Source organism: Rhodococcus sp. ACPA1 (genome assembly GCF_002300195.1).
In the GTDB taxonomy this organism is placed as follows: Bacteria; Actinomycetota; Actinomycetes; order Mycobacteriales; family Mycobacteriaceae; genus Rhodococcus_F; species Rhodococcus_F opacus.
Window position 1 is genome coordinate 151,380 of record NZ_NSDX01000006.1, and the last position, 26,959, is coordinate 178,338.

Below are 26,959 nucleotides of genomic sequence, written 5' to 3' on the forward strand. Positions count from 1 at the left end.
AAACCCCGGTGGGTGTCCCTACGGAGGCATCGCGCCAGATCGACACGCACGCGCGAGCCTCCGCCGGCGCCTCCTGCTCGGGCTCAACGAGCGCTGGCGCCTTCCGCACTCCGATCCACTGCCTCTGATGGGGTCGGCAGCGCCCGGATCGCATGGCGGAGTGCCGCATCTGGTTCGGTGCGTGACGGCCACCATCCGGCCGGAGCCCCGTCCGGGCGTGCCAGGAGTGCCCCGCCGTGGGGGATGCCCATACCGCGGGCGGTGATGGCGTCGAGGTTGCGGACGACGAGCGGAGGCCCGGGAACGGAACTCGCTGCGCGCTGCCAGGACGCACTCGGGTCGGTGGTGAACAACGTCAGCCCGGGTCCGAGTAGGTCGAGGGTGGACACAGCGTTGGCTCGGGAGGGCAACCAGACGTGCGGGATTCGGCCGCCGAGGTCCGCAGGCAGTTCGTGCGCGGCGAGTCGGGCCCCGCCGTGCGGGTCGGCCGACCGGGCCACGTTGTGCGCGGCCACCGGTCGTCGTTCGGCCTCGTAGGTGTCCAGTAGCTGCGGTCCGGCCCAGCCGCGGAGCACCCAGGCGAGTTTCCACCCGAGGTCGTAGGCACTCTGGATGGCGGTGTTCATGCCGGTGCCCCCGCGTGGCGTGATCTGGTGTGCGGCGTCGCCGACGAGAAACGCGGCGCCCTCCCGCCAGCGGTCCGCGAGCTGCGCGGCAAAGGTGAACGTCCCGATGCGGTCGACCCTCGGCTCCAGGTCGGTCAGTCCGATGCCGAGCCGGATGAGGCGGGCGGACTGCTCCTTCGTCAGACGTGGCGCGGGCTCCTGCGCGAGGTCGTGCTCCACCCCGTAGACCCATCGGTCACCGCGGCCGGCCGGAACGAAGACCCCCGCGGCGTCGGGGTGGGTGACGGCGTAGATGCAGTAGCGAGGGCCGCCGAGCAGGTCCCACAGTGGCGCGCGGAACTCGGTCCCGATGGCCTGGGACAGACGCCCCGGGCCACGCATCGCAATCCCGAGGGCGTCGCGGATCGTGCTGCGCGCGCCGTCCGCGGCGATGAGGTAGCGGGCGTGGACGATTCGGGTTTCGCCGGTCTCGACGTCGCGTAGCGTCACCTGAACGTCGTCGGACCGGCCGTCGAGGCCGACCACTTCGATGCCCATCGCCACCCGCGCGGTGCCGAACGAGCGCAGGTGGTCCAGCAGCACCGGTTCGAGGTGATCCTGCGGAACCGAGGCCAGGTGGCACGGGCGGCGGGTGTCTCCCGCTCCACCGTCTACCTCGTCTTCGGTTCACGAGCCGGGCTGTTCGATGCGCTCACCACCGACCTGTGGTGGCACCGGGCCGGGTTCCAGGCGGTGGTGGACGCGGTGGAGCACCCGGACGCGCGCGAGCACCTGCGCGGCGGAATCGACTCTGGAGTACGGGTGTTCGCAGCCCACCGCGATGTTTTCCGGGCATTGTTCTCGATGGCCCAACTCGACGCGGATGCCGTCGGCGGGGCCATTACGCGGATCGAGGAGAACCGGGCCGGCGGAATGGTCCACCTCGCCCGGCGACTGGCCGAGCAGGAGGTTCTGCGGCCGGACGTCACCGTCGACGAAGCCGCAGACCTGCTCTGGCTATTGGCGAGCTTCGACAGCTTCGACCAGCTCTACACCGGGCGGAATCTCCCCGTCGCCGACGTCTCCCGCACCCTGATCACCACCGTCGAACGCAGCCTCTGCCGGTGAGTGGTCGGCCTCGTACCGCACGGTCACGCCGGGTCGGTGTCGCTGTGGGGTCGGCGGCGCCGGTGGAACCGCGCACGCTGAAGATCCAGGAGGGTCGCACCTTCGGCATCTACCCGCCGGTGTCGACGGGCGATTCCGACCCGGACGGCAGTCGTATGTCGGTGCAGCTCTGCTGCGCGGCCGTTGGCGTTCTCGTCGTTGAGAAGGTAGCCGGCTGCTCGATCGCATTGAATCAGCAACTTTTCGTAGGCGAGGCGCGCTGGTGCTTGTTCGTCGAGTTGGGTGATCGCGATGTGCTCCACGAATTGCAAAGGGATACGCAGCAATTGGTAATTGATACGCAAAAGCGTCATGGGCACGTCGCGGAGTGTTGTCACGATCGGCGATGTTAGCGCTCGTGGAGGAAGCGTGCGGAGAGTTTCGCGCCGTGCTTTCGCCGGGTGGTCAGCTGGGAGCGAACAGGGGCATAGGTGGTGGTGTGCCCGGCGCTGTAGTGGGTATGGGCGAACTGGATGAATTGGACGGGTACTCGAGGACGGTGATCTCGGTCGCCGATGCGGTGTTGCCGAGTGTGGCCAGCCTGGTTGTGCGGACCTCACGGGGGAGCGGTTCGGGCAGTGCGAGTGTGATAACCGATGACCGGCTGTTGCTGACGAGTGCGCACGTGGTTGCCGGAGCGAGCGCGGCCGAGGCGGCGTTCACCGACGGGACCGTTGTGCGCACCGATGTGGTGGGACGCGATCCGTTGTCCGATCTGGCTGTGCTGCGGGCTCGGGACGATGTTCCGGCTCCGGTGGAGTTGGGTGACGCCGCGTCGCTGCGGGTGGGGCAGTTGGTCGTCGCGTTGGGCAACCCGCTGGGTCTGGCGGGCAGTGTGACGGCGGGCATCGTGTCCGGGTTGGGCCGCTCGTTGCCGGTGGAGTCGGGGCGGGTGATCGATGAGGTGATCCAGACCGATGCGGCGCTGAATCCGGGGAACAGCGGTGGCGCGTTGGCCGACAGTGCGAGCCGGCTGGTTGGGGTGAATACCGCTGTCGCCGGGATGGGTGTCGGTCTGGCGGTGCCGATCAACTCGACGACGAGGCAGATCATCGCCGCGCTGGTATCGGCGGGACGGGTGCGTCGGGCCTGGTTGGGGATCGCGGGCATGCAGGTTCCGCTGCCTCAGAAGCTGCAGGGGCGGATCGGGTCGAAGACTGGTCTGCAGGTGGCCGGTGTCTCCCCGGGCAGCCCGGCCGCCGAGGCGGGGTTGCGGCGCGGGGACATTATGGTCGAACTCGACGGCAAGCCGATCGTGACGACGACTGCCGTCCAGCGGTTGATGGTCGAGGACGCGATCGACCGGCAAATCGAGATCACGGTGTGGCGCAACGGTGCGCTGGTGGACGTGTTCGCTCGTCCTCGTGAGCTCGCGGCCTGACGACCACACGGCGACGTGGGATCCGATCGACGGTCACCGATTCATCTCGTGGCGGATCGCGTCCTGGACTTTCCCGTGAGCCACCGCGATACCGCCCGCGATATCGGTCAGTGTTCTTCGATGCTGGAGGCGCAACGGATCGTTCACTGCGCCATCGTGCAGGTGTTGCCGATGGGGGAAGACCGGGCGAGGCTCGGTCTTCACGAGGTGCTGGTTGAACGTCCCAGTGAGCTGCGACAGCTCGTTGAGTCGTCGGTAAACGTCATCGCTGGCCACGACCCGCGCCTGGCTGAGCAGGGAATCGAAATCGTCGCTGCCGATCTCGTCCGCGTCATGCGGGTGCGATGCAGCCGATGTTGTTGCGGTTGCCGCGATGCGGGCCGTCGCTTGCAGCACGTCGGCGTAGATCGCGAGCCGTAGTTTCACGAGCTGGTCCCGGCGTGCATTCTTGCTGCGCATGTGTTCGGTGATCCACGGTGAGAGTGCCGTGCCGACTATTCCTGCCACGCCCATCCACATGATCGCATTCACGATCGGTCTCCTGTCTGTTCCAGCCTTCGTGCCGAAGACCTGCACTCAAATCCCGCCACCGCTGAGAAACCCATGTCGGGCACTCTCACGGTCGATCTCCGGATCGGTTCGCACGAGTGCGGTGCCGGCTCTGCAGTGGCCCCGGCCGGGTTCGTCCCGCTGCTCACGGCCGAACCCGGTAGTACAACAACTGGCCGGCCCGACACCGCCGCCGCCACCTGCAAGGCCAGCAGGCGTCGGGGTAGGACATGAACGCCGTGCATCGTTCTACACGGCGAACCGCCCACGGGCTGATCAGTCTTCGTTGTCGCCGAAGATCGCCTTGGCCTCGAGGTACTCCACCAGGCCGAACTTGCCGAATTCCCGGCCGTTGCCTGACTGTTTGTAGCCTCCGAACGGCGCATCGAAGGCCAGCGGAGCACCATTGAGATGAACCATTCCCGTCCGCAACTTCCGAGCGGCATTCCGTGCGCGCTCCGGATCGCTCGACGAGACCATCCCGGACAGCCCATACGCGGTGTCGTTCGCGATGCGGATTGCATCAGCCTCGTCCTCGTAGCCGATCAGCATCATGACGGGGCCGAAGATCTCCTCTCGCGCGATGGTCATATCGTTCGTCACGTCCGCGAAGACGGTGGGGCGGACGAAGTAGCCGGTGCTCAGTCCCGCCGGGCGACCGACACCACCGGCGACGAGTGTGCCGCCCTCGTCGATGCCGGCCTGGATCAGGCGCTGCACCTTGTCGAACTGCGCCTGTGACACCAGCGGCCCCACGGTCGTTCTCTCGCACTCGGGTTGTCCGACCACGATCGACGCGGCGGCGGTCTTCGCGATCGCGATCGCTTCGTCCATACGGTCCCACGGAACCAGAATGCGAGAGGCGGCATTGCAGGACTGGCCCGAATTGACCACCACGCCTAGAACGTCTCGGGTGATGACCTCCTCGAAGTCCGCGTCGTCCAGCACAATGTTCGCCGACTTGCCGCCGAGCTCCTGTGTGACACGTTTGACCGTTGTCGCAGCGTTCCGAGCGACCTCGGCGCCGGCACGCGTCGATCCGGTGAACGAGACCATGTCGATGTCGGGGTGCGTCGACAGTGCGGCTCCGACGGTAGGTCCGTCACCCTGAACGAGGTTGAAAACTCCCGTCGGGACTCCTGCTTCGTGAAGGATCTCCGCGAAGATGATCGCATTGAGTGGCGCGATCTCGGACGGCTTCAACACCATCGTGCAGCCTGCGGCCAACGCCGGCGCAACCTTCGCGGCGATCTGATTAACGGGCCAGTTCCAGGGTGTGATGAACGCACACACACCGACCGCTCGTGCACCACCGTCGTCGTTCCGATCCTCTCCTCGAATTCGAACGCGCGGAGCGCATCGACGGCCGCTGTGAGATGCACCAGGCCCGACGGTGCCTGAGCGGTGGTGGCGAGTGAAGTGGGTGCGCCCATCTCCTGGGTGATCGTCGACGCAAGGTCGCCCAGCCGTCGTCCGTAGACCTCGATTATCTGATCCAGTAATGCAATCCGGTCGGCACGTGTCGTCGACCCATAACCGTCGAAGGCTTTGCGGGCGGCCGTGACGGCGCGGTCGACGTCTTTCTCGTCGCCTAGTGCGATGGTGGCGACGGTCTCTTCTGTCGCAGGGTTGACGACGTCGAGCGTGTCGGTGCCGATGGGGTCGACCCACTCACCGTCGATGTAAAACTGCTGGGTGTTCTCCATGGTGGTCCTTTTGGTTTGTTGCTGCAGAAGGTGAGAAGGTTGGTGACCCTTCGGGGTGAGCCGCGATGGCGTCCCTGTTGCGCAGTCCTGTCATCCCGGGTTGCGTCGGAGTGTTTCCGGCGTCTGAATAACAATGACTCGTCACAGCTCAGACGTCTGTCCGCCAGCCGGGCCCCACTGGGGGATGAATGCGTTGTCCCCAATCGGAGGACAACCGCGATTTCGGGTCGCGATTATGGAATGAAGCCGGATTCCGCCGGTCAGCGCCATGCGCTCATCGGCTCCCGCAGTCCCGGGCCGCCCATGAACCGGACGCCACGACGGCGACGACGACTGCACCACAGATACGCCCACCCCGACCGCAAGACTCCCCGGACTTTGAGCTATCTACAGGTCACGGTGATCTCGCCGTAAAGAGTCGGCCACTGCCGCGGTCCGCAATTCAACGGTTGTCTACGGCCGGCTGCACTCGTCCTGCCTCGGTCCCTGACACTCCCCGATGCAGCCCTGACCCGATAGGCGTCGGTGGTCCGCGCGGTCAAAGCGTCGGCGACCCGAACCGGTTCGCGGAGAAGGCAACCGGACCTTCGACTCCGCCCTTGCGCACCTCAGCTACCGACATGACGTGCTCGACGTGTTTCCTGACGGATCTACAGGCCGGTTCGGTCAAGGCCGGTGTGTCCTGTCGGGGGCGTCGAGTGGCTGCCTCGTCGCGGAGCTGCACCTGTTGGCGGACTCATGGGGAATACGATGAGCGAGTCCGAGTCGTTCCGAGTGCAACATCGGCTCGAGTTTGAGGGCGCACAACTCGTCGAGGCGGCGTCGGACGCACTCGTTCACCCCGGGGTGGCGGAGGAGACGTTGCAGTCGCTGGTAGAACTCCGTGGGGAAGACACCGAACTCGGGCAGGATATGTTCGTCTCCGCCTCCGAAAGGTGCCCACTTGACCGCGAAGTCGAGCATGACGAGTTCGTCTTCAGTCACGTCGACTCCGTTCTTTCCAGTCCAGATGTAGAGGTGGCAGGAATGGCCGCGCGACGTCTCGCGCGGCCACTCCGGTCATCGCACCTCGAATAGTTGCTCTTCCAGCGCATGCACCCCACCGGCCCGGTCGTGCGGCCGACCTCCGGGATGCCGAGGGCCACTGGCTGGGCGCCCCTGAGGCGCTGCTCCCCGGGTCAATGGCGAACGCCCAGGGCCGTCAGCGGCAGACCGCGGTGGGCAACCAGGACGGCGTCAATGTGGGCACGAGGAGGCGCTCCGTGCCGGCGCTACAGGTCGAGGACCAGTCGTGGGCCGATGGCTCGGGAGACGCAGATCAGCATCGACGTGCCTGCCTCCCGCTCGTCGTCGCCGAGGAGCAGGTCGCGGTGGTCGGGTACCCCGTCGAGCACTTTCGTCTCGCAGGTGCCGCACAGGCCCTCTCCGCAGGAGGTGGGGACGACGACGCCGACGTCGGCTAGCGCGTCAACGATCGACTGGCCCGGCGCCACGGAGCAGACCACGCCACTGCGTTCGGCGACGACGGTGAACGCGTCGGTCGGCCCGTCGGTGATTGCGCCGGAGAACCTCTCCAGGTGCAATGCCCCCGCGGGCCACGGTTTGCACAACCGCTGCACGGCGTCGAGTAGACCGGTGGGGCCGCAGCAGTAGACCTCGGTGTCCGGCCGAGGTGTGCCCAGCAGCGCGGGCAGGTCCAGAAGGCCGAGCTCATCCTCCGGGACCAGCTGCACCCGGTCCCCGTAGCGCTGCAGCTCGGTGGCGAAGGCCATCGAGTCGCGGGTCCGCCCGCCGTAGAGGAGCGTCCACTCGCTCCCGTCCTGCTCGGCTTGTCTGATCATGGCGCGGATCGGCGTGATTCCGATTCCGCCGGCGATGAACAGAGCCCGGTGCCGGGCAGCAAAGGTGAAGTTGTTCCGTGGCTCCCGCACAGGGACCATGTCGCCGACACGCAAGCGGGTGTGCACGTGCTCGGAGCCACCGCGGCTCTGCGGCGCGCGCAGCACCGCGATCTCGTAGGCCGCATCGTCCCGGGGGTCACCGCAGAGCGAGTACTGGCGCACCAACCCGTTCGGCAGCAGCAAGTCGATGTGTGCTCCGGGCTCCCAACCAGGCAGCGGGGTGCGGTTGCGACGCTCCAAGCGCACCTGCCGCACACCCTCTGTCAGAGCGACGACGGCGGTGACCTCGAGTGAAAACTCGGCGTCACTGGTCATCGAGACCGCCGAAGGTGATGGCTTGCGCGATGTCCCAGCGGCCGGTGAGGTAGGCGGAGGCGAGCTGGGCTTGAAAGGCGCGGACGCCGTCCTCGCGCGCGTCGAAGGGACCGGGCCGGTACCCGTTGCTCAGCAGGCCCTGGTACACGGACTCGCAGGCCGCGAAGTCCTGGCGGTTGGTGATGTCCCAGAACCCGGCGGCGTAGGACGGGTCGAAACCCGGACGCTCGGCCACGTGGCGGGGGAACAGCCAGGAGCACTCCACGAAAGTCTCGCCGGGAGAGAGCGGCACCAGGCGGTGGGTCATCACGTAGTCCGGCTGCAGGGTGAGCAGCAGATTGGGTGCGAGCATGAAGTAGATCGTCCGACGGGCCTGTTCGTCGCTGATCCCGGCGATGCGCTCGCCTCCGCTGCGGCCGTCGAGGCTCATGGTTTCCGCATTCTCGCGCAACTCCAACGGCCCGCCCAGCCACATGCCGGTGTGTCGCAGGCCCATTGCCGTCTCCGGAGGGCTGACCCGGCAGAGCTCCGGGTGGATCGAGGGGCAGTGGTAGCACTCGAGGTAGTTCTCGATCACCAATTTCCAATTGGTCTGGAGGGTGTAGCTGTGAGACTCTCCGACGACCATGTCGGTGGGATCCCAGGGGGCGACGACATCGGTCAGATTGCCGACCCACTCGCTGAAGTCGGGGGCGTCGTCGGAGGCGTTGACGAAGATCCATCCGAACCACTCGACTGCGCGCAATCCGACAAGCGGCCATTCCTCTTTGGAGAAGTTCTCCGTGCCGGTGAACTGCGTCGCGGAGCGGAGCTCGCCGTCGAGTTCGTAGACCCACGCGTGGTAGGGGCAGTGCACCACCCTCTTGTTGGTGCACGAGTCCACCGCCAACAGCTCGTGCCCTCGGTGCCGGCACGCGTTGTAGAAGGCGTGGAGAGTGCCGGCGGCATCGCGGGTCAGCAGGATGCCCTGAGTCCCGACCCGGACGGCGCGCTGGTCACCGGACCTGCCGACGTCACTGCTGCGCCCCACGCAGACCCAGGCGGCCTCCAGTAGGTGCTTACGCTCCCAATCGAGGACATCGGGGGACAGGTAGGCATCCGCTGGAAGGGTTCGTGCATCGGAGAGTTGTTCCTGGAGCACGGAGTCCAGCGCAGCTGGGGTGAGGGGTGCGGGCGGAAGGGCGGTGGTCATGTCGTCGTCTCCATCGTGGGGGAGTGCTGGATCAAGTGACAATGAACTTAATCACTAATTCAGCCCGTCAACATATGCCCATGCACAGTTCAAGGAGTGGGAACTGTGCACGCCCACACTCGCGCTCGCATTTACGTCCAGATTGAGGCGTACTGCGTGAGGAGGTCGTCGGAGGCCGGCGTCTGGATTCCGAAGGTGACCCCGAATGGATCGGCGAGCACGGCGAAGGGGCCCATCGCTGATTCGGTGGCTGGGACCCGGACACGAGCGCCGAGGTCGCTCAGGCGGGCGACCTCCGCTTCCAGGTCGAGGACTCGTAGGAAGGGGATCCAGTGTGGCGGAACGGCAGAGGGCAGGACGTCCAACATGTCGACCACGCCGGCCAGTGGTCGGTCCGCGGACACCAGCAGGCGGTAGTTGCCCGGGCCAGGTGCTGGCTCGTCGATCACCTGACAGGACAGCGCGTGGGCGTAGTAGGTTGCTGCTTCTCGAGCCAGTGGCGTGTACAAATCGACGAAGGCCACGTCCCCCAGTCGCTGACTGGGTGATCGGGGGGCGGTGTCGGTCAGTCCGAACAGTGCCCCGTCGGGCGCGGAGTACACGGGCTGGGGTCGGCCGTCGACGGGCACCGTGCCGGCCGGCCGGGCGCCGAGGTCGAGCGCTCGGCGGCCGGTGGCGGTCATGTCGTCGGTGTCGAAGCAGGGCACCCAACACCCGGACGGTGGGGTGGGAACGTCACCCGCCGGCACGAACGAGATGCGATGTCCGGAGTCCTCTCCGGCCGTTTCATGGTTCATGGCCAGGGTGTAGAACGCGCGACTGGCCGGTGCGTCGCCGCCCACGAAGAGGACGGTGTCGAGGGCGACCCGGGCGCGGGCGGTCACTGTGGACCTCGCCCGTCGAGCAGCGACGACAGATCGGTGGCGGAGCCCATTTCCCAGCCGGTCGTGGCGAGCCAGAAGTGTGTGCGGCTGCTCGGCGAGTCGATATCGCGCCCGGTGAGCTCCTCGATCAGTCGCAGCCGATTGCGTAAGGTGTTGCGGTGCACAAACAGTGCGGTCGCCGTGGCTGCCGGTGCGCAGTCCTCGGCCAGGTAACAGCGGAGCGTGGTCACGAGTGAGGTGCCGTTCTTCCGGTCGTACTCGAGGAGTGGGGCCAGTGCCTCGGCCGCGAGATCGCGTAGCGGCATCCCGGCCTCGATGCTGGCGATCAGCAGGGCTGTGGCCAGGTCCTGGATCCGGTGCACGTGCACACCGTGGCCCTCGGCCAAGGCGTTGCGCGCCTCGAAATAGCCCAGCCGAAGACCGCGCACCCCGACGCGCGCCTTGCTCACGCCCACGCGAGCGTCCGGCCCCAGGCTGGTGAGGTGCTCGTGGCACAGTTTGGCCACGAACAGTCCGGCTCCCTCCGGGACGACCAGGACGACGCGGTCGTGCACGATGGCCCGCAGGTGCGGGTCCTGGTGCTGGCTGAGCAGGGTGTGCAAGTTCCACGGGTAGGAACGGAGCCGCCGAGGTGGACAAGCCACGGACCCGACGACTACCTCGTGCGCCTTGCCGGCGTCCAAGCCGTGCTCGCCGAGCCGCCGCGCGGCCTCCTGCTCACTGGACTGCCCGGCGATGACGTCCTCGAGTACCTGGCCGAGCAGCTCCCGTCGCCCGCTCAAGACGGCGTGTCGGCGGGACAGCTCGATGCCGGCCAGCGTCGCGGCGAAGGCGAGCAGCGCCGGTGGGATGTCCTGTCCCCGCGCGCACAGCACCGCGACCGGCTCGCCCTCCAACTCCACCGGCCGGAGCATGCAACCGGCCACGAGGTCCCCGGACGGGGGCGAGGCCGCGACCAGTTCTTCGGCCGACCACTCGGCCCGCGCCGGCACGCTGACCAACACCCCACCGCGCAGGTCGATCACGGCCACCGGCGCGGCCGAGAGCCCGTGAAGCGCGGTTACCAGCGCGTATAGCGGCCGATCAGCGGTCAGCGCGTCGGCCAGGACCCGGTGGTCGGCGAGATCAGGGTCGGCCGACGTCATAGCGTGCATCCTACGCACGGTGCGGCCGGGCGATGTGGGAGACGCCAGTCGATGGTGCCGCGGAGCCGGTAGGCGATGTCCTCCCCGACCTGCGGGCCGGGAATGCGGGAAAGTGCGGGCTCCTCGACGTCGACGCGATCATCGCTGCTGGGTATCGGTCCAGGTCAGGCTGGTCTCGTGGTCGTGTGTGCTCACGCGGCCCGCGCGACCCGGACGGTGCCGGTGCTGTGCAAATACGTCGGCGAACTGTCCGTAGCAGGCCCGCTCCGTCGGAACCCACGGTGGCACAGGGTGTTCGAGCGCTGCGACGAACCACCGTCGGCGTCTCGGGCCACATGCTGTCGTCACGCAGGTGGCGAACAACGCCACACGCATCCCGTGAGCTGGGGGAGGCCGTCGGTGTCACGCCATTCACGAAAGCGGGGTGGGCTGCAGGCCGACAAGGGGGGCGCAGGGCAAGCATCAGGGCGATACTCCAGCCGGCGACGCCGGAGGTGTTGTGCGCCAATAGAAGGGGCGAGCCCTGCCTCCGCCGAGCACGACGGCTACCTTTCACTCGCTCAACGTGGCTCCCCTTCCGAGGGGCGGGGCGAGACCGGCGTCGAGGACGGCTTCGCGCAGAAACCGCAGGACCTTCCGGGTGATTTCCCAGCGCAGCTGTGCGGCCGGCAGAACCGTCCAGTAGTGCCCTGAGTACGTGACCTCCTCGGGGAGGACCCGGACCAGGGAGGGGCGCCGACGTGCAATGTAGGAGGGCATGACGGCAATTCCCACCCCGGCCAGTGCGGCTTCCTCGTGTACAAGGAGATTGTTGGACTGTAGTCGGATGATGTTGGGCAGCATCGGTCTGAGAGTCACAAAGTCGGGCACGGCTGCAATGGGGTCCTCTGCGTACCAGCACAGGACGTGCTGTTGCAGGTCCTCAACCCGTTTGATCTCGGCGTGTTCGCGCAGATAGTCCTCGGTAGCGTAGAGCCCGATCTCATAGGTAACGAGTTCTTGAATCCTGACCCGGGGGGACGTGGGCTTGGTACGGACCACTGCCGCGTCGTAGGACACGCCGTCACGGCTCGCGAGGGAGTCCGCCGTCACGATTCGCAGGATGACCCCGCTCTCGGCGACCAGGCGACCGCAGCGCGGTGCCAGAACTGTCGCCGCGAACCCGTCCGGGGCAAGAATGGTCCATTCCTCCGGGCCGGACACGATCGGGTCGCCGTCCGCGAACACATCGACACCGAGGGAGACCATGCGCGCTGCCGGCAGGAGACCTTCGCCCGTCGGTGTCAGCTTCCACCCAGTCCCACTTCGGCTGAAGAGTCGAGTGCCGAGCGCTTTCTCCAGCCGGCTTATCCGGCGGCTGACGGTTGTGTAGTCAACCCCCAGCTCCTGGCTGGCGCGGACCAGAGTCTTGGCTTCGGCCACGACGTGGAAGTACTTCACATCTTCCGCATCCACTCTCATCCGATCCCTCCTGCTGATCTCATTTCGATGCGTTCCCGACTGTCGCGCCGCGGGACCGTGGCCGGCCCCAGAAGCCCGACTGGTACCGGCCACCCGAGGCGTGTCGCCGTCCGTTCCTCGCCGCGGTCGGGGCCCCTACCCCGATGGCGAGGAGATCGTCATCTACGAGCCGTTGGCACACTCGCGTCCGATCCCGAGGCGGCATGGTGACCAGCGCGGTGTCGGCGGTGAACCTGCCGGTCATCGAGCTCGCATGGTCCTCACAGAGGGTCCTTCTCGAGTTCGGTTGGCGTCATCGGGTCACGGTTCGCCAGGTGGGTGGGCGAGGAATGCATCTGCCGCATCTCGTGCTCGAGGGCGACAGCGTCGGCACCGTGAGGCATGGCAGGCGCAGGAAGTCGCCAGAGCATGGGAAGTTTGTCCTGGACCACGCGTCGATAGGCATAGAGCACGACTGAGAACAGCAGAACGGCCACCGCGACCAGAGACTCCCGGGCGCCCCCATAACCCAGCAGTTCGGGATTCAGGACGCCGATCGCAGTGATGAACACGTTGAACACCACCAGGACTGCCACGAAGGGAATCCAGCCATTGCTCCTCCGGATTGGCCGCGGCCAGTTCGGGCGGTCCTTGCGCAGCAACAGGAATGCCGACAGTCCCAGGATGATCGACAGCAGGTAGCCGAGGTTGCTTGCCAGCAAGATACTCACAGGGTGGCCCACCAGGACCATGACGGTCGCGTTGAGGAGCACGTCCAAGGTCAGGGACCGGCCAGGTACACCCCAGCGGTTGACCCAGTCGAGTTGTTTGATGGTCATGCCTTCCTGCGCGAGCCCGAAGAGGGCGCGGCCCCCGTCGGCGGTCGTGGAGATGATAGAGATCAGCAGGGCCGACGCAATCACGATCGTTCCGATCCAGGCCGCGCCACCGAACGCCTGGTCGAATGCCACAGCGACATAGTTCACCGGGTTGTCCCGGACCACGCCCTCTCCAAGACCACCCGCGAGGGCGGTCGGGACGACGACGAACAATACGATCATGAACAACGAAATTCGCGACATGGCCTTGGAAGTGTCGCGGGCCGTGTCTTTGTACTCGGGTGCGAACGAAGCAACGATCTCGCCCGCGTAGATCGTCCACGCGGTCACGTAGAACACGACAGCAACTGTTCGCCAGTCGCCGGCGACCGACCAGGACAAGTTGGCCGTCGACCAATGGATCGACGGGCTGACCAGGCACGCCACCGTTATGACGGCTAGACCTGCGACAACCAGCAATCCGAGCACCTTGTTGACCGTGGCACCGAACTTCAAGCCGAAGTAGTTGAAGGCCCAGGCGAACAGCATGGCACCGAGAGCGAAGAGGTGTTCGAGGCCCAGCTGGTTGCCGAAGATGCCGAAGGCGAGAGTGTTGTCCTGGAACCAGGTCGCCTCGATCAATTCTCCGAAGACGACCGAGGCCATCGAGATGGACAGTGACCAACCGAGCCAGTAGCCGAACGCGGCGATGGCTCCAAGCGGGGCGAAGTATTTCTTCCAGCCCTCGATTGCGTAGCGTGCGACGCCCCCGGAGTCGCGGGGGAACATTGCCGCCATCTCGGCAAAGACTTTGCATTGCAGGAAGCTGATCACGGCTCCGATGAACCAGACCGTAATTGCGGTCCACGCGCCGACTACGCCGAGAAGGTACCCGAATGTCACGAACAACCCAACTGGCAGGGTCAGCGCCATGGCCATGCCATCGCGCCAGGTGAGCTTCTTGGCGAGTCTTCGATGGTCGATGCTGTTTTCGGTCATGTCTCGTCCTTCGTTTTATTGTCCCCCGGTTGTTAGGTCGACGCGATCCCGGATCGGCACGATCTGGTGATCTGTGTGGGCAGCAGAGCCGGGACGCCAGGCCGCCGCTGCTGGCGTCCCGGCCCTGCATGGCTAGGCCTTCACCCCGCCTTCGCGCGCATCCGAGTCGCGCAAAGGGTGCAACCTGCGACAGGGCTCAGCTAGGATTCTCAGAGATCCGCGCGTGAATCTCTCGATCAGCCCGGATTCCGGATTCGATTGCGCCATCGATAAACCCGTTCCATCCGTTGGCGAGATCGGAACCAGCGAAGAAGACCCTGCCTTCGGGCTTTTGCAGCTCCGCGAGCAACCTCGTTGTCTGGCCCGGTCTGAACATGCACCACGTGCCGCGCGAAAACTCGTCACTCGCCCAGTCGTGTCCAGTGGTGGCGACGACTTCCAGATCCCCAAATAGCTTGTGGAGTTCCGCACTGACTTGGTCGACGTCACTAGCGTTCAAATCAGCCCCCTCGGGGCCGAATGCGATGAGCAACTGACCGTCATCGAGGACCTTGTCTGTAACGACATAGTTGATCAAGTGGTTCTCCGGGGCAACAGCGAAGAACGGCTTGGGCAAGTCGCCTCGAACGTGCACCCACGCTTTCGAACCACGGCCGGGCTGGCCCTCGGAGATCCCCGCTTGTTTCGCGGCGGATAGTGCAGGGCTGAAATCAATGGCGCCGAAGGTATTCAATGGTGCCGCGACGACCACGTACTCAGCCCGCAAGGTATCCCCTTGTCGAGTGGTCACGACCACTCCTTCATCCGATTGTTCCACCGCGGCAACCGGAGTGCTCAGCCGAATGTCGGCTGTGGAGTCGTCCGCGATGGCCTGGATCAGAGAGCGCGTTCCGTTCTTGAGTTTGTAGCGCCCGACCGTATCGAATACTGCGTTGATATCGAAGCCGCTGAGCGCATACCAACGCAGCGCGGCAACCAGACCAACGTCTCCGCAGGGAGCCGAGCCCATGGCTGTCCACAAGCCATTGGCCAGGTCTTTCTCTTCTGGAGTCAGGTCGAGTCCGTCGATCCGATCTTGGATCGACAACTTGTCGACCACCTCTAACGCATCCTTTTGGTAGAAGGGCTCGAAAGGTCGCTCGAGAACTTCCCGGGCGTCCTGAACGACCATCTCCATGAGGGACTCGATAGCCGACGAGGCCTCCTCATAGGGAACGCTCTTCCGCTGGCCTCCGGTCACCGTGGCCGCGATCTCGGGCGCGGACACTCCGATGGTTTCGACAAGCTCGAGGTTGTAGCGCGAGATTTCCGCGAACGCGTGTGGCTGGAACCAATGGACCCACGTGCCTCCCAACTCCAGTGAGTGTCCCGGCAGAGCGTCGTCCTTGTACCAGGTTCTGCCGCCAATGCGATCTCTGCCTTCCAGTACCACCACGTCGTACCCCCGGCGACTGAGTTCCCGAGAGGCGGTGATGCCGGCGAAGCCGGCTCCAATGATCACAACATCACACGACTGATTGTTTCCCATGTCCTCATCCACTAATCACAACGAATTTCGTCGGTGACAAACCGACTTGGTCCCCTTCGGAACGAAGTAACGTCCCAGGACTTGCGGGGTTACTGTCCTCCAGCTATCTACACGGACACGCGGCCTCAAATAGGCACTCCCTCACTCCATGAACGCTTCAGTCGCTTTTCTTGACGATGTGAATGACGCTGGTGTCGGTGAACTCCAGGAGTCCTTCCATGCCGAACTCGACGCCGAGGCCCGATTGTTTGCGTCCGCCGAAGGGAACGTCGGGCAGGACGGCGCAATGCGTGTTCACCCAGACGGTTCCGCTCTCGAGGCGCTGCGCGACAGTGGTAGCCCGCTCCACGTCGGTGCCCCACACCGAGTTACCCAGGCCGTATTCGGTTCCGTTGACTCGCTCGATCACCTCGTCGAGGTCGTCGTACTTCAAGATGGCGCGGACCGGCGCGAAGGTCTCCTCGGCGACGAGCGGACTGGCCTCGTCGATGTCGCGGACTACGGTGAGCTGCACGAAGTAGCCGGGGGCGTCGAACACGTCCCCGCCGGCGATGATCTTGCCGTCACGCGCCGCGAGGGCGAGCGCTGTCTTGGCAGCCTCCAACTGCTTCAGGTTCTGCACCGGCCCGTATTCGGTGTCCGGGTCGAGCCCGTGCCCGACCTTGGCGTCGATGGCCAACCGAGCGAACTCATCGCAGAACTCGTCGTATTGCGAAGCGTGCACAAAGATCCGCTTGATGTTGATGCAGACCTGACCGGAGTTCCAGAACGCCCACTCGAAGATGCCTTTGGCGACCTTCGCTACGTCCGCGTCGTCGAGCACGACCGCTCCGTCGTTTCCGCCCAACTCCAAGACGACTCGTTTGAGGGTCTCGGCGCTGCTGGCCATCACCTTGCGACCCGCAGCGGTCGAACCGGTGAAGGAGATCTTGTCGACCTCCTTGTGGGCGGTCAGGTAGGGGCCCAGGTCGCCGCCGTCGCCCACCACGTTGACCACTCCGGCCGGAACCAGGTCCTGGAGCAGCTCACCGATCAGCATCGCGTTGAGTGGCGTGGTCGGTGCCGGTTTGATCACGATCGTGTTGCCCGCGAGCAATGCCGGCGCCACCTTGTAGATGGTCTGGAAGAAGGGGAAGTTCCACGGGATGATCCCGAGCACCACGCCGATGGGTTTGCGGTGGATCTCGATCCGCGAGTTCTCGTCGTCACGCACCACCTCGGGGTCGAGGCGCAGGTCGGCGATGTGGCGCATCCAGATGAGGGCCGAGTTGACGTCACCGTCGGCAGAGGCGGTCGGCTTGCCGGTTTCCAAGGTGATGATCCGCGAGATCTCCGCCCGCCGGGCCTCGATGCGCTGCGCGAGTTGGTGCAGGATTTGTGATCGCTCTTCCACGGTGGTGTTCTGCCACTCTCCGAAGGCGCGGGCCGCCGACCGGTATGCCTCGTCGGCCTGCTTCTCATCAGCGACCGGCGCCGTCGCGATGGGCTCACGAGTTGCCGGATCGAGGACCGGCTGACTCGATGCGCCTTCGACTAGTTGCCCATCGATCAGCTGCTTGAAGGTCCGATTCGAGAGGTCGACGTGGGCAATCGAGGTGTCCAAATCGAGGGGTGCGGGCGGTGGGGCAGTCGTCATGTCGTCGTCTCCATTGTCGGGAGGTATCTGTCATTCAGGGGCATCGTCGGTCGCACTTTGCCTCGTCCGATGCGGGGTGGGCAGCACCGGCTGACTGTCGATGGGTGAAGGTGATCCGCTCGGTTGGATCAAGTGACAATGAACTTAATCACTAATCAGACGCGCCAACATATGCACACGCACAGTTCGAGGCGAACATTCTGTGCACGGCCACACTCGCGTCCAGGTCGAGGCCTACTGCGTGAGGAGGTCGTTGGGCCGGCGTCGGTATTCCGAACGTGACCCCGGATGGGGTCACGTCGTCGGTGCCGGCTCCACAGGATCACGAGTGCTCTTTTCAGTGCTGGAGAATTCTGCGCATGCGGGGGAGAAGAGCGGCCCGCGGGCACATCTGGAATGTGGAGGGCAAGGGAGTGTGCTGGCGCCACGGTTGAACGACGCCTACGTGCGAAGTGGCACAAGGCGATAGTTCGCGCCGACGCCAGCTTCGAGCGAGGCGGACTCGCCGCGCTCGACCTCCGAGAACACGACGGAGGCTGCCTGATCGCAGTTCCTCCTCCACAAATCCGGGCAACCATTCTGCCTCGGACCGTGCGCCGGCCCGGCCGGACGCACTGGCCCGGAACCTATCTGATCTGCGATCTCTGCACGAATGCATATCGCCTTGCAGGACTGTCCCTTGTCTGTCGAGCGCACTCGTTCCTACCGTCCTTCTCACCGCATCAGAAAGGGGACATCATGGTCCAGAGCGACGCAGTCTCATCAGTTCGGGGTCTCATTCCAGCCCACCTCACTCCAATGTCGAGGGGCGGAGCGATTCACTGGGATGCACTCACCACTCACCTCCGGTGGCTTGCGGCAATACCAGGAGTCGAGTGGATCACCACCACCGCCCACGCCTCGGAGGTCGCGACCCTGACCACCGAGGAACGGCAGCGCATGATCGAGCACGCCGTCTCGGTGGTTCCGGAATCCATTGGTGTGGTTGCCGGCGTCTACGACGACGGCAGCGCCCGGGCCGCTGCCGAGGCGCGACGTTCGGTCGAGTCCGGAGCGAAGGCGCTCTTGGTGTTCCCCTCGGGAGTCTTTGCCGGAGGGTCGCAGCGGCGCTCGGAATCCCAGCGCTCCCACTACGAAGTGGTCGCTGAGGCCGTGGACGTGCCCCTGATCATCTTCAAGTATCCGGTCGGCAACCCTCTCACGCTGCCGCTCGAGACCACGCTGGAAATCTGCCAGACCATCCCGACCGTGGCGGCCATCAAGGAGTGGTCCTACGACATCGTCGAGTACGAGGACACGTGGCGAGCGATCAAGGCCGATGCTCCCCACGTCTCGGTCCTGAGCAGCTTCAGCCGCGCTCTCTTTGCATCCCTTCTGGTGGGCAGCGACGGCGTGCTGAGCGGTCACGGCAGTATCGTCGCGGACCTGCAGAGTGAACTCCTTGCCGCAATGCAGGACGGGGACCTGAATGGGGCGAGGAAGGCCTGGGATCGCATCTACCCCCTCGCCGTTGCCTGCTACGCCGATCCCTTCTTCGACCAGCACAATCGAATGAAGGCGGCCCTGGGCATCCTGGGTCGAATCCCGCGCGACGCCACGTATGTGCGGCGCCCATTGGTGGAGGTCGACGACGCTGAGCTCGCCACTCTCGAGGCCGCCTGCATCAGTGCCGGGCTCGTGTAACGCGTATGTCCTACGTCCACCTCTTCAGTCCGAGCACAATCGGCGGCGTCGAGATTCGTAACCGGGTCGTGTTGCCCAGCATGACCACTCGGCTGGCCACCCCCTCCGGAGAGATCACGCCGGAGCTCGTGAGCTACTACCAGGAGCGGGCCAGGGGTGGCTGCGGTCTTGTGATCGTGGAGATGGCCTCGCCGCAGCGTCGTGGTCGGCACCGAGGGCGAGAGCTGGGCATCGACTCGGACGAGTACATACCCGGGTTGCGCTCCCTCGTCGCAGCCATCCACGAGCAGGGGGCTCGGGCGGGCATCCAACTTGGTCACGGCGGAGCGCGGGCGCTCCCGACGGAACTCGGCGGGCGCCCCCTGGCCGCGACAGCGGGGCCGATCCCGGTGTTCGAGACGGCACGCTTCGTGAACTTTCCCGAGCTCTTCGACGAGGACTCTCTGGAGCAGCTCGTGGTGGATCACGTCGACGCGGCCAGACGGGCCGAGGAGGCGGGGTTCGACGTGATCGAGCTTCACGGTGCCCATGGGTACCTTCTGGCGCAGCTGATCAGCGCCGACGAGAATCGGGTGCTGCCGGACTTCGCGGCCCGGTACGATTTCCTCGCGTCATTGGTGCGCCGCATCGTTGAAGCTGTCGGAATCCCCCTGAGCTATCGCCTCAGCGGTCAGGACTTCTACTCCGCCGGGCAAACCTTGGACGACTCGCTCGCGTTCCTTCCCTACCTGGAGGACGCCGGAGTCTCCGCGATCTCGGTGACCGGGGGGCACTACAAGTCCGTCGACCCCGAGATCATGATTCCGCCGATGCCGTACGAGGACGGCGTATTCCTCGACGCGGCCCGGGTGGTCAAGGCACGCACGCGCCTGCCCGTCATCGCGGTCGGGCGGGTGAACGCCCCGGCTGTGGCCGAGGACGCTCTCGCACAGGGGTGGGCGGACTTCGTCGCGGTAGGGCGCGGCCAGATCGCCGATCCCCACTGGGCGCGCAAGACGCAGCAACAGCAGCAGGTGCGAGAGTGCTTGGCGTGCAATCACTGTGTGCGGACCATGCGATCCGGTAAACAGCTTGCCTGCGCGGTGAACCCCACCGTCACGACCACCGACCGGCCTGCCGCTGGAACCGCTGCGCAGCGTCGACTCGTGTTCGGTGCCGGGCCGGCCGGCCTGACCTACGCAGTGGAATCGGCACGAGCAGGACACGAGGTGTACGTCATCGCACGGGACCGCACCTGGAAGGCGGCGGCAGCACCCACCTTCAACGGCTACCGGCCGGATCGACAGCGGATGCACCGCTACTTCGACGGACTGTGGAAGGAGGCCGTCGACGCCGGCGTTTGCATCTCGCCGGCGGGAGAGCTGGAACCGCCGCCCGAATGGCGTACCGACGTCGACGTCGTCGCTGACGCCAGGGGCGCCACGTACGTGGGCAACCTCGGCCCCCTCGTCCGCATCCTCATCCGAGTCCTGTCCCGCGTACCCCTGCCGAAGCGGCTGATGAAGAGCGACCGGCTCCACCACATATTGCTTTACGACCTACGCAATCCGCGGATGAAGGAGCCGACCCGCATCCCAGGGGCTCGCACCATCAAGATCGGCGATGCGGCACAGCCGGGTGAGCTGGCCGCCGCCGTGCACGACGCATACATCCAAGCTTGGAAGGAACACAGTGATGACCAGTAACCCGATGCGATGCATCGTCACCGGGGGCAGCCAAGGCATCGGCGAGGCCATCGTCGAGAAACTTCTGTCAGATGGAGCTGCTGTCGCCGTAATCGACCGGCAGGAGCCCAATGCCCGACTGAAGGGCCGGGTAGCTTTCGCCGAGTGCGACGTGAGCGATTCCGTTGCCATGGAGAGCGCAGCCCTGGCGCTGACAGATGCGCTGGGAGGGCCTCCCGACACGGTGGTCGCCAACGCCGGAAGGTGCGTATCCGGTCGCTTGGCGAGCGACCCGGTCGACAACCTCGTGAGCCACTTTCAGATCAACACCTTGGGGGTGCTCAACACCTTCCGCCCGCACATCTCCCATATGCGTGCGAACGGGGGTGGGTCGCTGATCGCGATCACCTCCAACTGCGCGCACAAGCCCCGCCTGGACCTCGGCGCCTACTGCGCTACCAAGGCCGCCACCAAAATGATGGTCGAATGCCTCGCACTCGAGCTCTCAGCTGAAGGAGTCCGCGTCAACGCTGTTGCTCCGGGATCCTGCGACACCGAGATGCAGCGTCGTCAGTGGGAGGAACTCGGTGTCCCGAAGGACCGGCAGGTCGTCGGCGACCTGACGTCCTATCGATCCGGCATCCCTGCAGGCAGGCTGGCGACGCCAAACGACATCGCACAGGCGGTCGGCTTCCTGGCCTCACCGGCTGCCGAATTCGTACGAGGCGTGACCGTGGTCGTCGACGGCGCGCAATCGATCTGAATTATCCAGGTGTGCAGTCGCTTCGAATTCTACAAGGCGTACGGCATCCTCAATCGTCCTCGCAATCAATGCGCCCCGCCGGCCGGAACCGACCACACGCAGCTCAGGTCACCACCAATTTTGAGGGGATTGCCCCCCAACGGGGGCTCCGCGCCCACAACTCCACCGAGGCACCCAAATCGGTTCCTCCCGACATTCCCGGAGAGTTCGTCATGACCGACACCCAGGACCCCACGGCGAACTCCGTGGAGGCACCGCCACGCGGAAAAGCCTCCCCGCCGTCCACCCGCAGGGCAATGCTCGGCCTCGGCCTCGGCAACACCCTCGAGTGGTACGACTGGATGATCTTCGGCCTCCTCGCCGCGTTCATCGGGCCGCAGTTCTTCCCGTCGCAGGACCCGGTATCGTCCACGCTCGACGCGCTGGCCGTATTCGCGGTCGGGTTCTGCGTCCGGCCGTTGGGCGGAGTCCTGCTCGGCAACGTCGCCGACCGCATCGGCCGGCGCCGGGTGATGCTTTGGTCGGTCGGCATCATGGCGGCCACCACCTCGAGCATTGCGCTACTGCCGTCCTACCACTCGATCGGCGTCTGGGCCGGGATCCTGCTGCTGGCATGCCGGCTGCTACAGGGCCTGTCCACCGGCATCGAGGCGCCACTGTCCACGGCGTACGCCGTGGAACTGATGCCGGCCGGACACGAGGGTAGGGCGGCCGGCTACATCAGCTTCTTCCAGAACTTCGGCATCCTGCTCGCCTCGCTGGTCAGCTTCGCGACCAGCTACATCATCGGCGGCGACGCCATGTCGACGTGGGGCTGGCGGGTCCCGATGCTGGCCGGCGCCGCGATGAGCTTCTTCGTGCTCTACCTGCGGCGCGCTCTCCCCGAGACGCTGTCGGAGGAGGAAAAGACCGAACGCACGTCGGGCACCTGGGAGGGCGTCCGACGACATTGGCTGGGCTTGGCCGCGATCATCTTCGTCGTCGGCGCCGCGCAGGCCTACAACTACGCGTGGAACGTCGGTTTGCCCAGCCTGGCCCGCGGCACCTACGGCGAGAACCCGACCACGATCTTCGCCATCACCAGCATCCTCGGCGTGATCATGCTGGTCGGGTCGATCATCACGGGCCGGATCGCCGACCGGGTACGCCTGTCCCGGGCATTCGTTGCCACCCGCCTCGCGGTCGTCCCCGGGATCTTCCTGATGCTGTGGTACGCCGGCCCTGGCTTGCGCACCTTCACGGTGGTCCTGCTGCTCGGTGGAGTACTGCTGGCGGCGAACATGACGCTCTACAACGTCGTGTCCACGTCGCTGATGCCCAAGTACTGCCGGGCAACCGGCACCGGGCTGGGCTACGGCGTCGCCGTCGCAGCCTTCGGTGGCACCGCGTCCTATCTGATCGTCTGGCTGCAGAGCCGTAACTTGTTGTGGACCTTCCCTGTCTACACCGCTGTTCTGTCGGTCATCAGCGTTGTCTTGTATGTCGCGGCCCGTCGCCACAGCGGCACATTCGCTGGAGAGTGAGCACCAACGCGATGAACATGAGGACCCTCAGCCATCCGGGCTCCTGTCGGGTCAGCGCACCGTTGCCAGTCTCGAGAATGCAGTGACCAAACATGAAGGAGCACAACGATGAACGACAGCGTCGACCATCATCGACTCGCCAAGACCCTGACCTGGCGCGATGGAATGGCCCTTGCGCTTGCCCTACCCACTGGGTTGTTCGTGACATTCGGCTACCTTCTCGGGGTTGTCGGCGCGTGGACCGCAATTACGGTCTGGTTCATCGGAGCCGTGATCAGCTTCCTGCAATGCCAAGTCTTTGCCGAGATGGCATCGATGTTTCCGCGTGACTCCGGGGGCGTCGCACGCTATGCAATCGAGGGTTGGAAGAAGTACTTCGCCCCGCTCGGAGCCGTAGCCGCGTTCGGCTACTGGCTCGGTTGGTCCCTGACCATCTCGATGGCGGCGGTCGTCTTCGGTGAATTGATCGAGGCGACCTGGTTCCAGGACAACACTCTCGCCTTCGACATCTTCGGCAACCACCTCGGGCTCGAGCACCTCTTCGCCCTCGGTGCCATGCTGTTCGCCTGGGCGTTCAATTACTTCGGCTTGAAGTTCGGTGCGGCGGTCAACAAGGTGCTCGGCCTGCTCGTGATCGTGGGTCTCACCGTGGTGTCGGTGGCGTGCCTGGTCAGCCCGTCAATTCAGTGGTCGACTAGCAACCTGTCGTGGTCGGTCGCCGGCGACTGGAAAACCGTGGTCGTCGTGTTCTACGTGACCGCGTGGGCGGTCTACGCGGGCGAGATCGTTGCTTCGTTCGCTCCCGAGTACAAGGACACATCCCGCGATACATCCAAGGCCATGTCGCGAATTTCGTTGTTCATGATCGTGCTGTTCGTCGTTGTGCCGACTGCTCTTTCGGGTGGTCTCGGTGAGGGAACGATCCGGGACAACCCGGTGAACTATGTCGCCGTGGCATTCGGCCAAGCCTTCGGCGGTGCGTCGTGGATCGGAACCCTCGTGATTGCGTTCTCGTTGCTGGTCGGGATCATCTCCACGACCGCCGATGGGGGCCGCGCCCTCTTCGGGCTTGCGCAGGAAGGCATGACCATCAAACAACTCGACTGGGTCAACCGTTGGGGTGTGCCTGGCCGGTCCCTGACCCTGGACGTGCTCCTCAACGCGACCGTCATGGTCCTGGTGGGCCACCCTGTGAGTATCTTGCTGGCAAGCAACCTCGGCTACCTGCTGTCGATCATCCTGGGACTGTCGGCATTCCTGTTGCTGCGCAAGGACCGTCCCCATTGGCCGCGGCCGATCAGACGACACCGCACATGGATACCCGTCGTGGCAGTTCTGGTCGCGTTCAACATCTTCATCACCGTGGTCGGTGTTCTCAATCCCTCCCTACTGGGCTACGGCGGCACCCGAGAGTCTGTGATCGCCGTGTGCATCCTGCTGGTGTCCGTTGCGCTCTATGCCTATCGACGCGTCGTCCAGGACAAGGTTCCACTGGTGTGGAGGCTTCCCGCTCCGGCGATGCCCCAGGGTGCCGACGCTCTCGCCCTCGAACACGAGATGCGCGCGACAACGGGTGCTACGACCGTCTACGACGGGATAGTCGACAACGCTGCCGACCGTTCCAACGCTCGACAGGAACAGGCATCGATCGTGCGGCCGGTACAGGCATTCACCGACCGCGACACCTGATCCGGCGCAGCGCATTTCGCGGCTGGCCGCGTGTACGGAAGAACGATGCGGCCCGCGCCGGCGGTTGCCAAATTCATCCAAGCGAGGAATGGACAGGAACTGTGAACAACTCGGAAACCAGTGTGGACCGCCGCGCTGTCATCACCGGAGGTACCAAGGGGATCGGTTACGCTTGCGCAGAGTTATTTGCACGGCGGGGCTACCGGGTGCTGATCTGCTCACGCCATACAGACCAGGTCAATGCGGTGGCTGCGAAGCTGAACCAGCACAACGGTCACGTTGCCGGAATGGCTGCCGATCTGGCGGATCCGGACGTAGGCAACAGCATTGTCGGTCGGTGCCTCGATCTGTTCGGCGGGGTCGATTATCTCGTCAATAATGCCGGAATCTACGAGCCGATCGCCATGGTTGACATGACGGCCGAGCGATGGGACACCACTTTGCACAACAACTTGCGCGGTGCGGCACTCACCTCTGCTGCGGCTGCGCGTTCGATGCGGTCCACCGGCGGCGGTTCGATCGTCAACATCGCCTCGGTCAACGCGCTGGCGGCCGAAGCCGACTTCGCACCCTACAACGCCTCGAAAGCCGGGCTGATATCTCTGACGCAGACCAGCGCCATTGAGTGGGCCGATGAAAACATCAGGGTCAACTGCGTTGCGCCCGGATGCATACGAACACCGATGGTTGATCCGTTGGTCGCCGACCTATCCGATGAGGTCATCGCACGATACGTACCGATGCGACGACTCGGCATGCCGGAGGAGATCGCATCAGTGGTGGCCTTCCTTATCTCCGAGGATGCCAGTTACATCACGGGGCAAACCATCACTGTCGATGGCGGCACACTGACCCGCCAGCCGATGCTTTAAAGAGAATTGGGCCGCCTGACGCAGCGCGCGAAGCACAGAAGGCATCGTGCGCCACTACCGAAAATGCAGGACGAACGCCATGTCGACGTGATGTGATGTGTCACGTCTACTTCAGTGCTGTGAGCTCGGACCGGATATCTTGTGGCGCAGCCAAGCGCAGCCCCCGCCAACGATCGGTGTCAGCTGGCAGGGGCGCTACACGGACAAACCGCGCGTAGTAACGAGCGGCGCATTAGTGATCTTCGTGAGCCGGGGCATGGAAGTCCAGGGAGTGTGATCCACGCCATTGCACAAATTTCCTCGCCTCGGGATTACCGACCAGTAAGTGTAATTTCGGGGCCGTCTGAGGCGCATGCGTGACGTGGCTGGCGCTGCCGACTTCCGATCGGCGTGAGTGTGCGGCGCGTGTATGCGGTATCGGCTGAGTTTCTCGATTGATCAAGTGAAAATTCTGCGTATGACCAGCCGATGCTGCTGTGCCACAGCATGTTCGGCAGTCGCTCGGAGCTGCTCCGCGGAATCGAGCCAGGCGACGAGCTGCTCGCAGACCAGTGTCGATGACGACCATCGGGCGAGTAGATCCCCGCTCGCGGTGTGATGTAGAACACAACATGATTTTCTCGCGAAGCGTGGTAATCGGGAATGAGATGTGGTCAAACCCCTGTCTGGGGCCCAAAAGCGGGTATGGGTGTAGGTGATTCGGCCGTTGTGCAGGTATCGAAGTCGGACGATTGTGTGTGGTGCACCGTCACCGTCGTGGCGGCCGGAATCTCGGCACGTGAAGGAAGAGTGTAATGGCACGGATCAGCAAAAAACTGGGGTCCGATTTACTGGATGCGTTGCGTGTCAGTGTCGTTGGCACCGTTGTGTGCGCCGGACTGGTCATGGGCGTAATTTTCCTGGCGATGTGGAACTTCCCCGTACCGGGCGTGTAGGCGCGCGTGACTTGTGGTCCTTCGCCGGTGCCGGTAGTTCGGAGTGCAACACCAGGCAGCATTTCGACGATATAGCTGACGGGGGTGTTGAGCCCGTGGGTCCGGGTGATCGATGAACGGCACCTGTGACGGGCGTCGTGTGGTGTGGAAGGAACTGGAATGTTTGGGACGGGTATGGGTGCGATGGTTGGCCTACTCGTGGTTGCGGTGCTGGTGGTTCCCGTCTCGTTCGGTGTGGCGGCATGGGCGGATGCGAAGGCCCGCCGCCTCTCGGAGTCGCAGGCGCCCGATACGGACCTGGGGCGATCGGTCGCGGTCGCGGAAGTGGCGGGTCGGTGCGATCAGTGGCGGCAGCTCGCAACGCGGGCGTGGCTGATCTGCGGCGGCGCCTCGCTGGTCGCAGTAGTGGTCGTGGGCATCCTGGTCTGTATCGGGTGAGGACGGCACGGACCGGGACCGCACGACTGGTTCGCTGTCCAGCCTCGCGTGTCTCCGGAATCTGAAACCTCTCGGCTGCCGTGACATACGCGTCCTGAGATCGTCCGGGGGTGCGGCGAAGCCCCC

General features: G+C 65.0%; 22 protein-coding genes and 1 pseudogene. 10 read left to right on the forward strand and 13 right to left on the reverse strand.

All coding sequences use genetic code 11. From position 1 onward, the window contains the following. Positions 1-83: 83 nt before the first annotated feature. Positions 84-1,208 (reverse strand): FAD-dependent monooxygenase, encoded by a 1,125-nt coding sequence (locus CJ177_RS30105; protein ID WP_257014732.1) that lies wholly within the window; start codon positions 1,206-1,208, stop codon positions 84-86. Here CJ177_RS30105 and CJ177_RS30110 point away from each other — a divergent pair. Continuing rightward, positions 1,194-1,733: a TetR/AcrR family transcriptional regulator gene (locus CJ177_RS30110; RefSeq protein ID WP_231914473.1), complete on the forward strand. Its 540-nt coding sequence runs from the start codon at positions 1,194-1,196 to the stop codon at positions 1,731-1,733. The genes CJ177_RS30105 and CJ177_RS30110 overlap by 15 nt on opposite strands. 23 nt (positions 1,734-1,756) lie before the next feature. Here CJ177_RS30110 and CJ177_RS30115 read toward each other — a convergent pair whose 3' ends face one another. Beyond that, a complete protein-coding gene (locus tag CJ177_RS30115; protein ID WP_061046040.1) occupies positions 1,757-2,086 on the reverse strand; it encodes a hypothetical protein in 330 nt (109 codons plus the stop codon). A gap of 146 nt (positions 2,087-2,232) precedes the next feature. Here CJ177_RS30115 and CJ177_RS30120 point away from each other — a divergent pair, with 146 nt between their 5' ends. Then, positions 2,233-3,153 carry a S1C family serine protease gene (locus CJ177_RS30120; RefSeq protein ID WP_061701459.1) on the forward strand — a complete coding sequence of 307 codons (921 nt, stop codon included), beginning with the start codon at positions 2,233-2,235 and terminating at the stop codon, positions 3,151-3,153. A gap of 33 nt (positions 3,154-3,186) precedes the next feature. Here CJ177_RS30120 and CJ177_RS30125 read toward each other — a convergent pair whose 3' ends face one another. From CJ177_RS30125 to CJ177_RS30175, 11 genes and pseudogenes are all read right to left on the reverse strand, one after another. Beyond that, entirely contained in the window at positions 3,187-3,684 is a 498-nt protein-coding gene (locus CJ177_RS30125) for a hypothetical protein (protein ID WP_095869292.1), read from the reverse strand. Between the two features lie 294 nt (positions 3,685-3,978). Then, a pseudogene (locus CJ177_RS30130) lies at positions 3,979-5,408 on the reverse strand (aldehyde dehydrogenase family protein). 666 nt (positions 5,409-6,074) lie between these two features. Then, positions 6,075-6,392: a DUF3263 domain-containing protein gene (locus tag CJ177_RS48450; RefSeq protein ID WP_143548714.1), complete on the reverse strand. Its 318-nt coding sequence runs from the start codon at positions 6,390-6,392 to the stop codon at positions 6,075-6,077. 287 nt (positions 6,393-6,679) lie between these two features. After that, positions 6,680-7,624, reverse strand: coding sequence for a PDR/VanB family oxidoreductase (locus CJ177_RS30140; protein ID WP_095869293.1), 945 nt, complete (start codon positions 7,622-7,624; stop codon positions 6,680-6,682). Continuing rightward, the gene (locus tag CJ177_RS30145; protein ID WP_061701457.1) at positions 7,614-8,816 is read right to left on the reverse strand and encodes an aromatic ring-hydroxylating dioxygenase subunit alpha; all 1,203 of its coding nucleotides are present in this window, start codon (positions 8,814-8,816) and stop codon (positions 7,614-7,616) included. Before CJ177_RS30145 ends, CJ177_RS30140 begins: the two co-directional genes overlap by 11 nt. A 131-nt stretch (positions 8,817-8,947) precedes the next feature. After that, a complete protein-coding gene (locus CJ177_RS30150; protein ID WP_061046033.1) occupies positions 8,948-9,700 on the reverse strand; it encodes a VOC family protein in 753 nt (250 codons plus the stop codon). After that, positions 9,697-10,845, reverse strand: a complete 1,149-nt coding sequence (locus tag CJ177_RS30155) for a CdaR family transcriptional regulator (RefSeq protein ID WP_143548715.1) — start codon at positions 10,843-10,845, stop codon at positions 9,697-9,699. The genes CJ177_RS30150 and CJ177_RS30155 overlap by 4 nt, the downstream gene beginning before the upstream one ends. A gap of 552 nt (positions 10,846-11,397) precedes the next feature. Then, positions 11,398-12,306 carry a LysR family transcriptional regulator gene (locus CJ177_RS30160; protein ID WP_095869295.1) on the reverse strand — a complete coding sequence of 303 codons (909 nt, stop codon included), beginning with the start codon at positions 12,304-12,306 and terminating at the stop codon, positions 11,398-11,400. A gap of 260 nt (positions 12,307-12,566) precedes the next feature. Next, the gene (locus tag CJ177_RS30165; protein WP_095869296.1) at positions 12,567-14,102 is read right to left on the reverse strand and encodes an APC family permease; all 1,536 of its coding nucleotides are present in this window, start codon (positions 14,100-14,102) and stop codon (positions 12,567-12,569) included. A 196-nt stretch (positions 14,103-14,298) separates the two neighbouring features. After that, positions 14,299-15,630, reverse strand: coding sequence for an NAD(P)/FAD-dependent oxidoreductase (locus tag CJ177_RS30170; RefSeq protein WP_143548716.1), 1,332 nt, complete (start codon positions 15,628-15,630; stop codon positions 14,299-14,301). Positions 15,631-15,787: 157 nt separating this feature from the next. Further along, the gene (locus CJ177_RS30175) at positions 15,788-17,266 is read right to left on the reverse strand and encodes an aldehyde dehydrogenase family protein (RefSeq protein ID WP_095869298.1); all 1,479 of its coding nucleotides are present in this window, start codon (positions 17,264-17,266) and stop codon (positions 15,788-15,790) included. 738 nt (positions 17,267-18,004) lie between these two features. Between CJ177_RS30175 and CJ177_RS47495 the strand changes: the two genes are divergently transcribed. The 8 genes from CJ177_RS47495 (at position 18,005) to CJ177_RS30215 (ending at position 26,833) form a co-directional block, all read left to right on the forward strand. Further along, a complete protein-coding gene (locus tag CJ177_RS47495; protein ID WP_218835136.1) occupies positions 18,005-18,949 on the forward strand; it encodes a dihydrodipicolinate synthase family protein in 945 nt (314 codons plus the stop codon). A gap of 5 nt (positions 18,950-18,954) precedes the next feature. After that, entirely contained in the window at positions 18,955-20,634 is a 1,680-nt protein-coding gene (locus CJ177_RS30185; protein WP_095869300.1) for an NADH:flavin oxidoreductase, read from the forward strand. Further along, complete coding sequence (locus CJ177_RS30190) at positions 20,624-21,376, forward strand: SDR family NAD(P)-dependent oxidoreductase (protein WP_179443305.1); 753 nt, start codon at positions 20,624-20,626, stop codon at positions 21,374-21,376. The genes CJ177_RS30185 and CJ177_RS30190 overlap by 11 nt, the downstream gene beginning before the upstream one ends. Before the next feature lie 212 nt (positions 21,377-21,588). Next, complete coding sequence (locus tag CJ177_RS30195; protein ID WP_095869302.1) at positions 21,589-22,899, forward strand: MFS transporter; 1,311 nt, start codon at positions 21,589-21,591, stop codon at positions 22,897-22,899. Positions 22,900-23,007: 108 nt separating this feature from the next. After that, on the forward strand, positions 23,008-24,588 hold the full coding sequence (locus CJ177_RS30200; protein ID WP_095869303.1) for an APC family permease: 1,581 nt from the start codon (positions 23,008-23,010) through the stop codon (positions 24,586-24,588). 101 nt (positions 24,589-24,689) lie between these two features. Further along, positions 24,690-25,460 (forward strand): SDR family NAD(P)-dependent oxidoreductase, encoded by a 771-nt coding sequence (locus CJ177_RS30205; RefSeq protein WP_061698638.1) that lies wholly within the window; start codon positions 24,690-24,692, stop codon positions 25,458-25,460. 794 nt (positions 25,461-26,254) lie between these two features. Then, positions 26,255-26,395 (forward strand): hypothetical protein, encoded by a 141-nt coding sequence (locus tag CJ177_RS47500; RefSeq protein WP_025432798.1) that lies wholly within the window; start codon positions 26,255-26,257, stop codon positions 26,393-26,395. Positions 26,396-26,554: 159 nt separating this feature from the next. Further along, a complete protein-coding gene (locus tag CJ177_RS30215; RefSeq protein WP_061698637.1) occupies positions 26,555-26,833 on the forward strand; it encodes a hypothetical protein in 279 nt (92 codons plus the stop codon). Positions 26,834-26,959: the final 126 nt, after the last annotated feature.

Bases quoted from the DNA above. Each gene is read 5' to 3' on its own strand.
- CJ177_RS30160 (WP_095869295.1), bottom strand. From the start codon at position 12,306: ATGAGAGTGGATGCGGAAGATGTGAAGTACTTCCACGTCGTGGCCGAA.
- CJ177_RS30195 (WP_095869302.1), top strand. From the start codon at position 21,589: ATGACCGACACCCAGGACCCCACGGCGAACTCCGTGGAGGCACCGCCA.
- CJ177_RS30145 (WP_061701457.1), bottom strand. From the start codon at position 8,816: ATGACCACCGCCCTTCCGCCCGCACCCCTCACCCCAGCTGCGCTGGAC.
- CJ177_RS30120 (WP_061701459.1), top strand. From the start codon at position 2,233: ATGGGCGAACTGGATGAATTGGACGGGTACTCGAGGACGGTGATCTCG.
- CJ177_RS30215 (WP_061698637.1), top strand. From the start codon at position 26,555: ATGTTTGGGACGGGTATGGGTGCGATGGTTGGCCTACTCGTGGTTGCG.
- CJ177_RS47500 (WP_025432798.1), top strand. From the start codon at position 26,255: ATGGCACGGATCAGCAAAAAACTGGGGTCCGATTTACTGGATGCGTTG.
- CJ177_RS30115 (WP_061046040.1), bottom strand. From the start codon at position 2,086: ATGACGCTTTTGCGTATCAATTACCAATTGCTGCGTATCCCTTTGCAA.
- CJ177_RS30170 (WP_143548716.1), bottom strand. From the start codon at position 15,630: ATGGGAAACAATCAGTCGTGTGATGTTGTGATCATTGGAGCCGGCTTC.
- CJ177_RS30190 (WP_179443305.1), top strand. From the start codon at position 20,624: ATGACCAGTAACCCGATGCGATGCATCGTCACCGGGGGCAGCCAAGGC.
- CJ177_RS30155 (WP_143548715.1), bottom strand. From the start codon at position 10,845: ATGACGTCGGCCGACCCTGATCTCGCCGACCACCGGGTCCTGGCCGAC.
- CJ177_RS30200 (WP_095869303.1), top strand. From the start codon at position 23,008: ATGAACGACAGCGTCGACCATCATCGACTCGCCAAGACCCTGACCTGG.
- CJ177_RS30165 (WP_095869296.1), bottom strand. From the start codon at position 14,102: ATGACCGAAAACAGCATCGACCATCGAAGACTCGCCAAGAAGCTCACC.
- CJ177_RS30140 (WP_095869293.1), bottom strand. From the start codon at position 7,624: ATGACCAGTGACGCCGAGTTTTCACTCGAGGTCACCGCCGTCGTCGCT.
- CJ177_RS30185 (WP_095869300.1), top strand. From the start codon at position 18,955: ATGTCCTACGTCCACCTCTTCAGTCCGAGCACAATCGGCGGCGTCGAG.
- CJ177_RS30175 (WP_095869298.1), bottom strand. From the start codon at position 17,266: ATGACGACTGCCCCACCGCCCGCACCCCTCGATTTGGACACCTCGATT.
- CJ177_RS47495 (WP_218835136.1), top strand. From the start codon at position 18,005: ATGGTCCAGAGCGACGCAGTCTCATCAGTTCGGGGTCTCATTCCAGCC.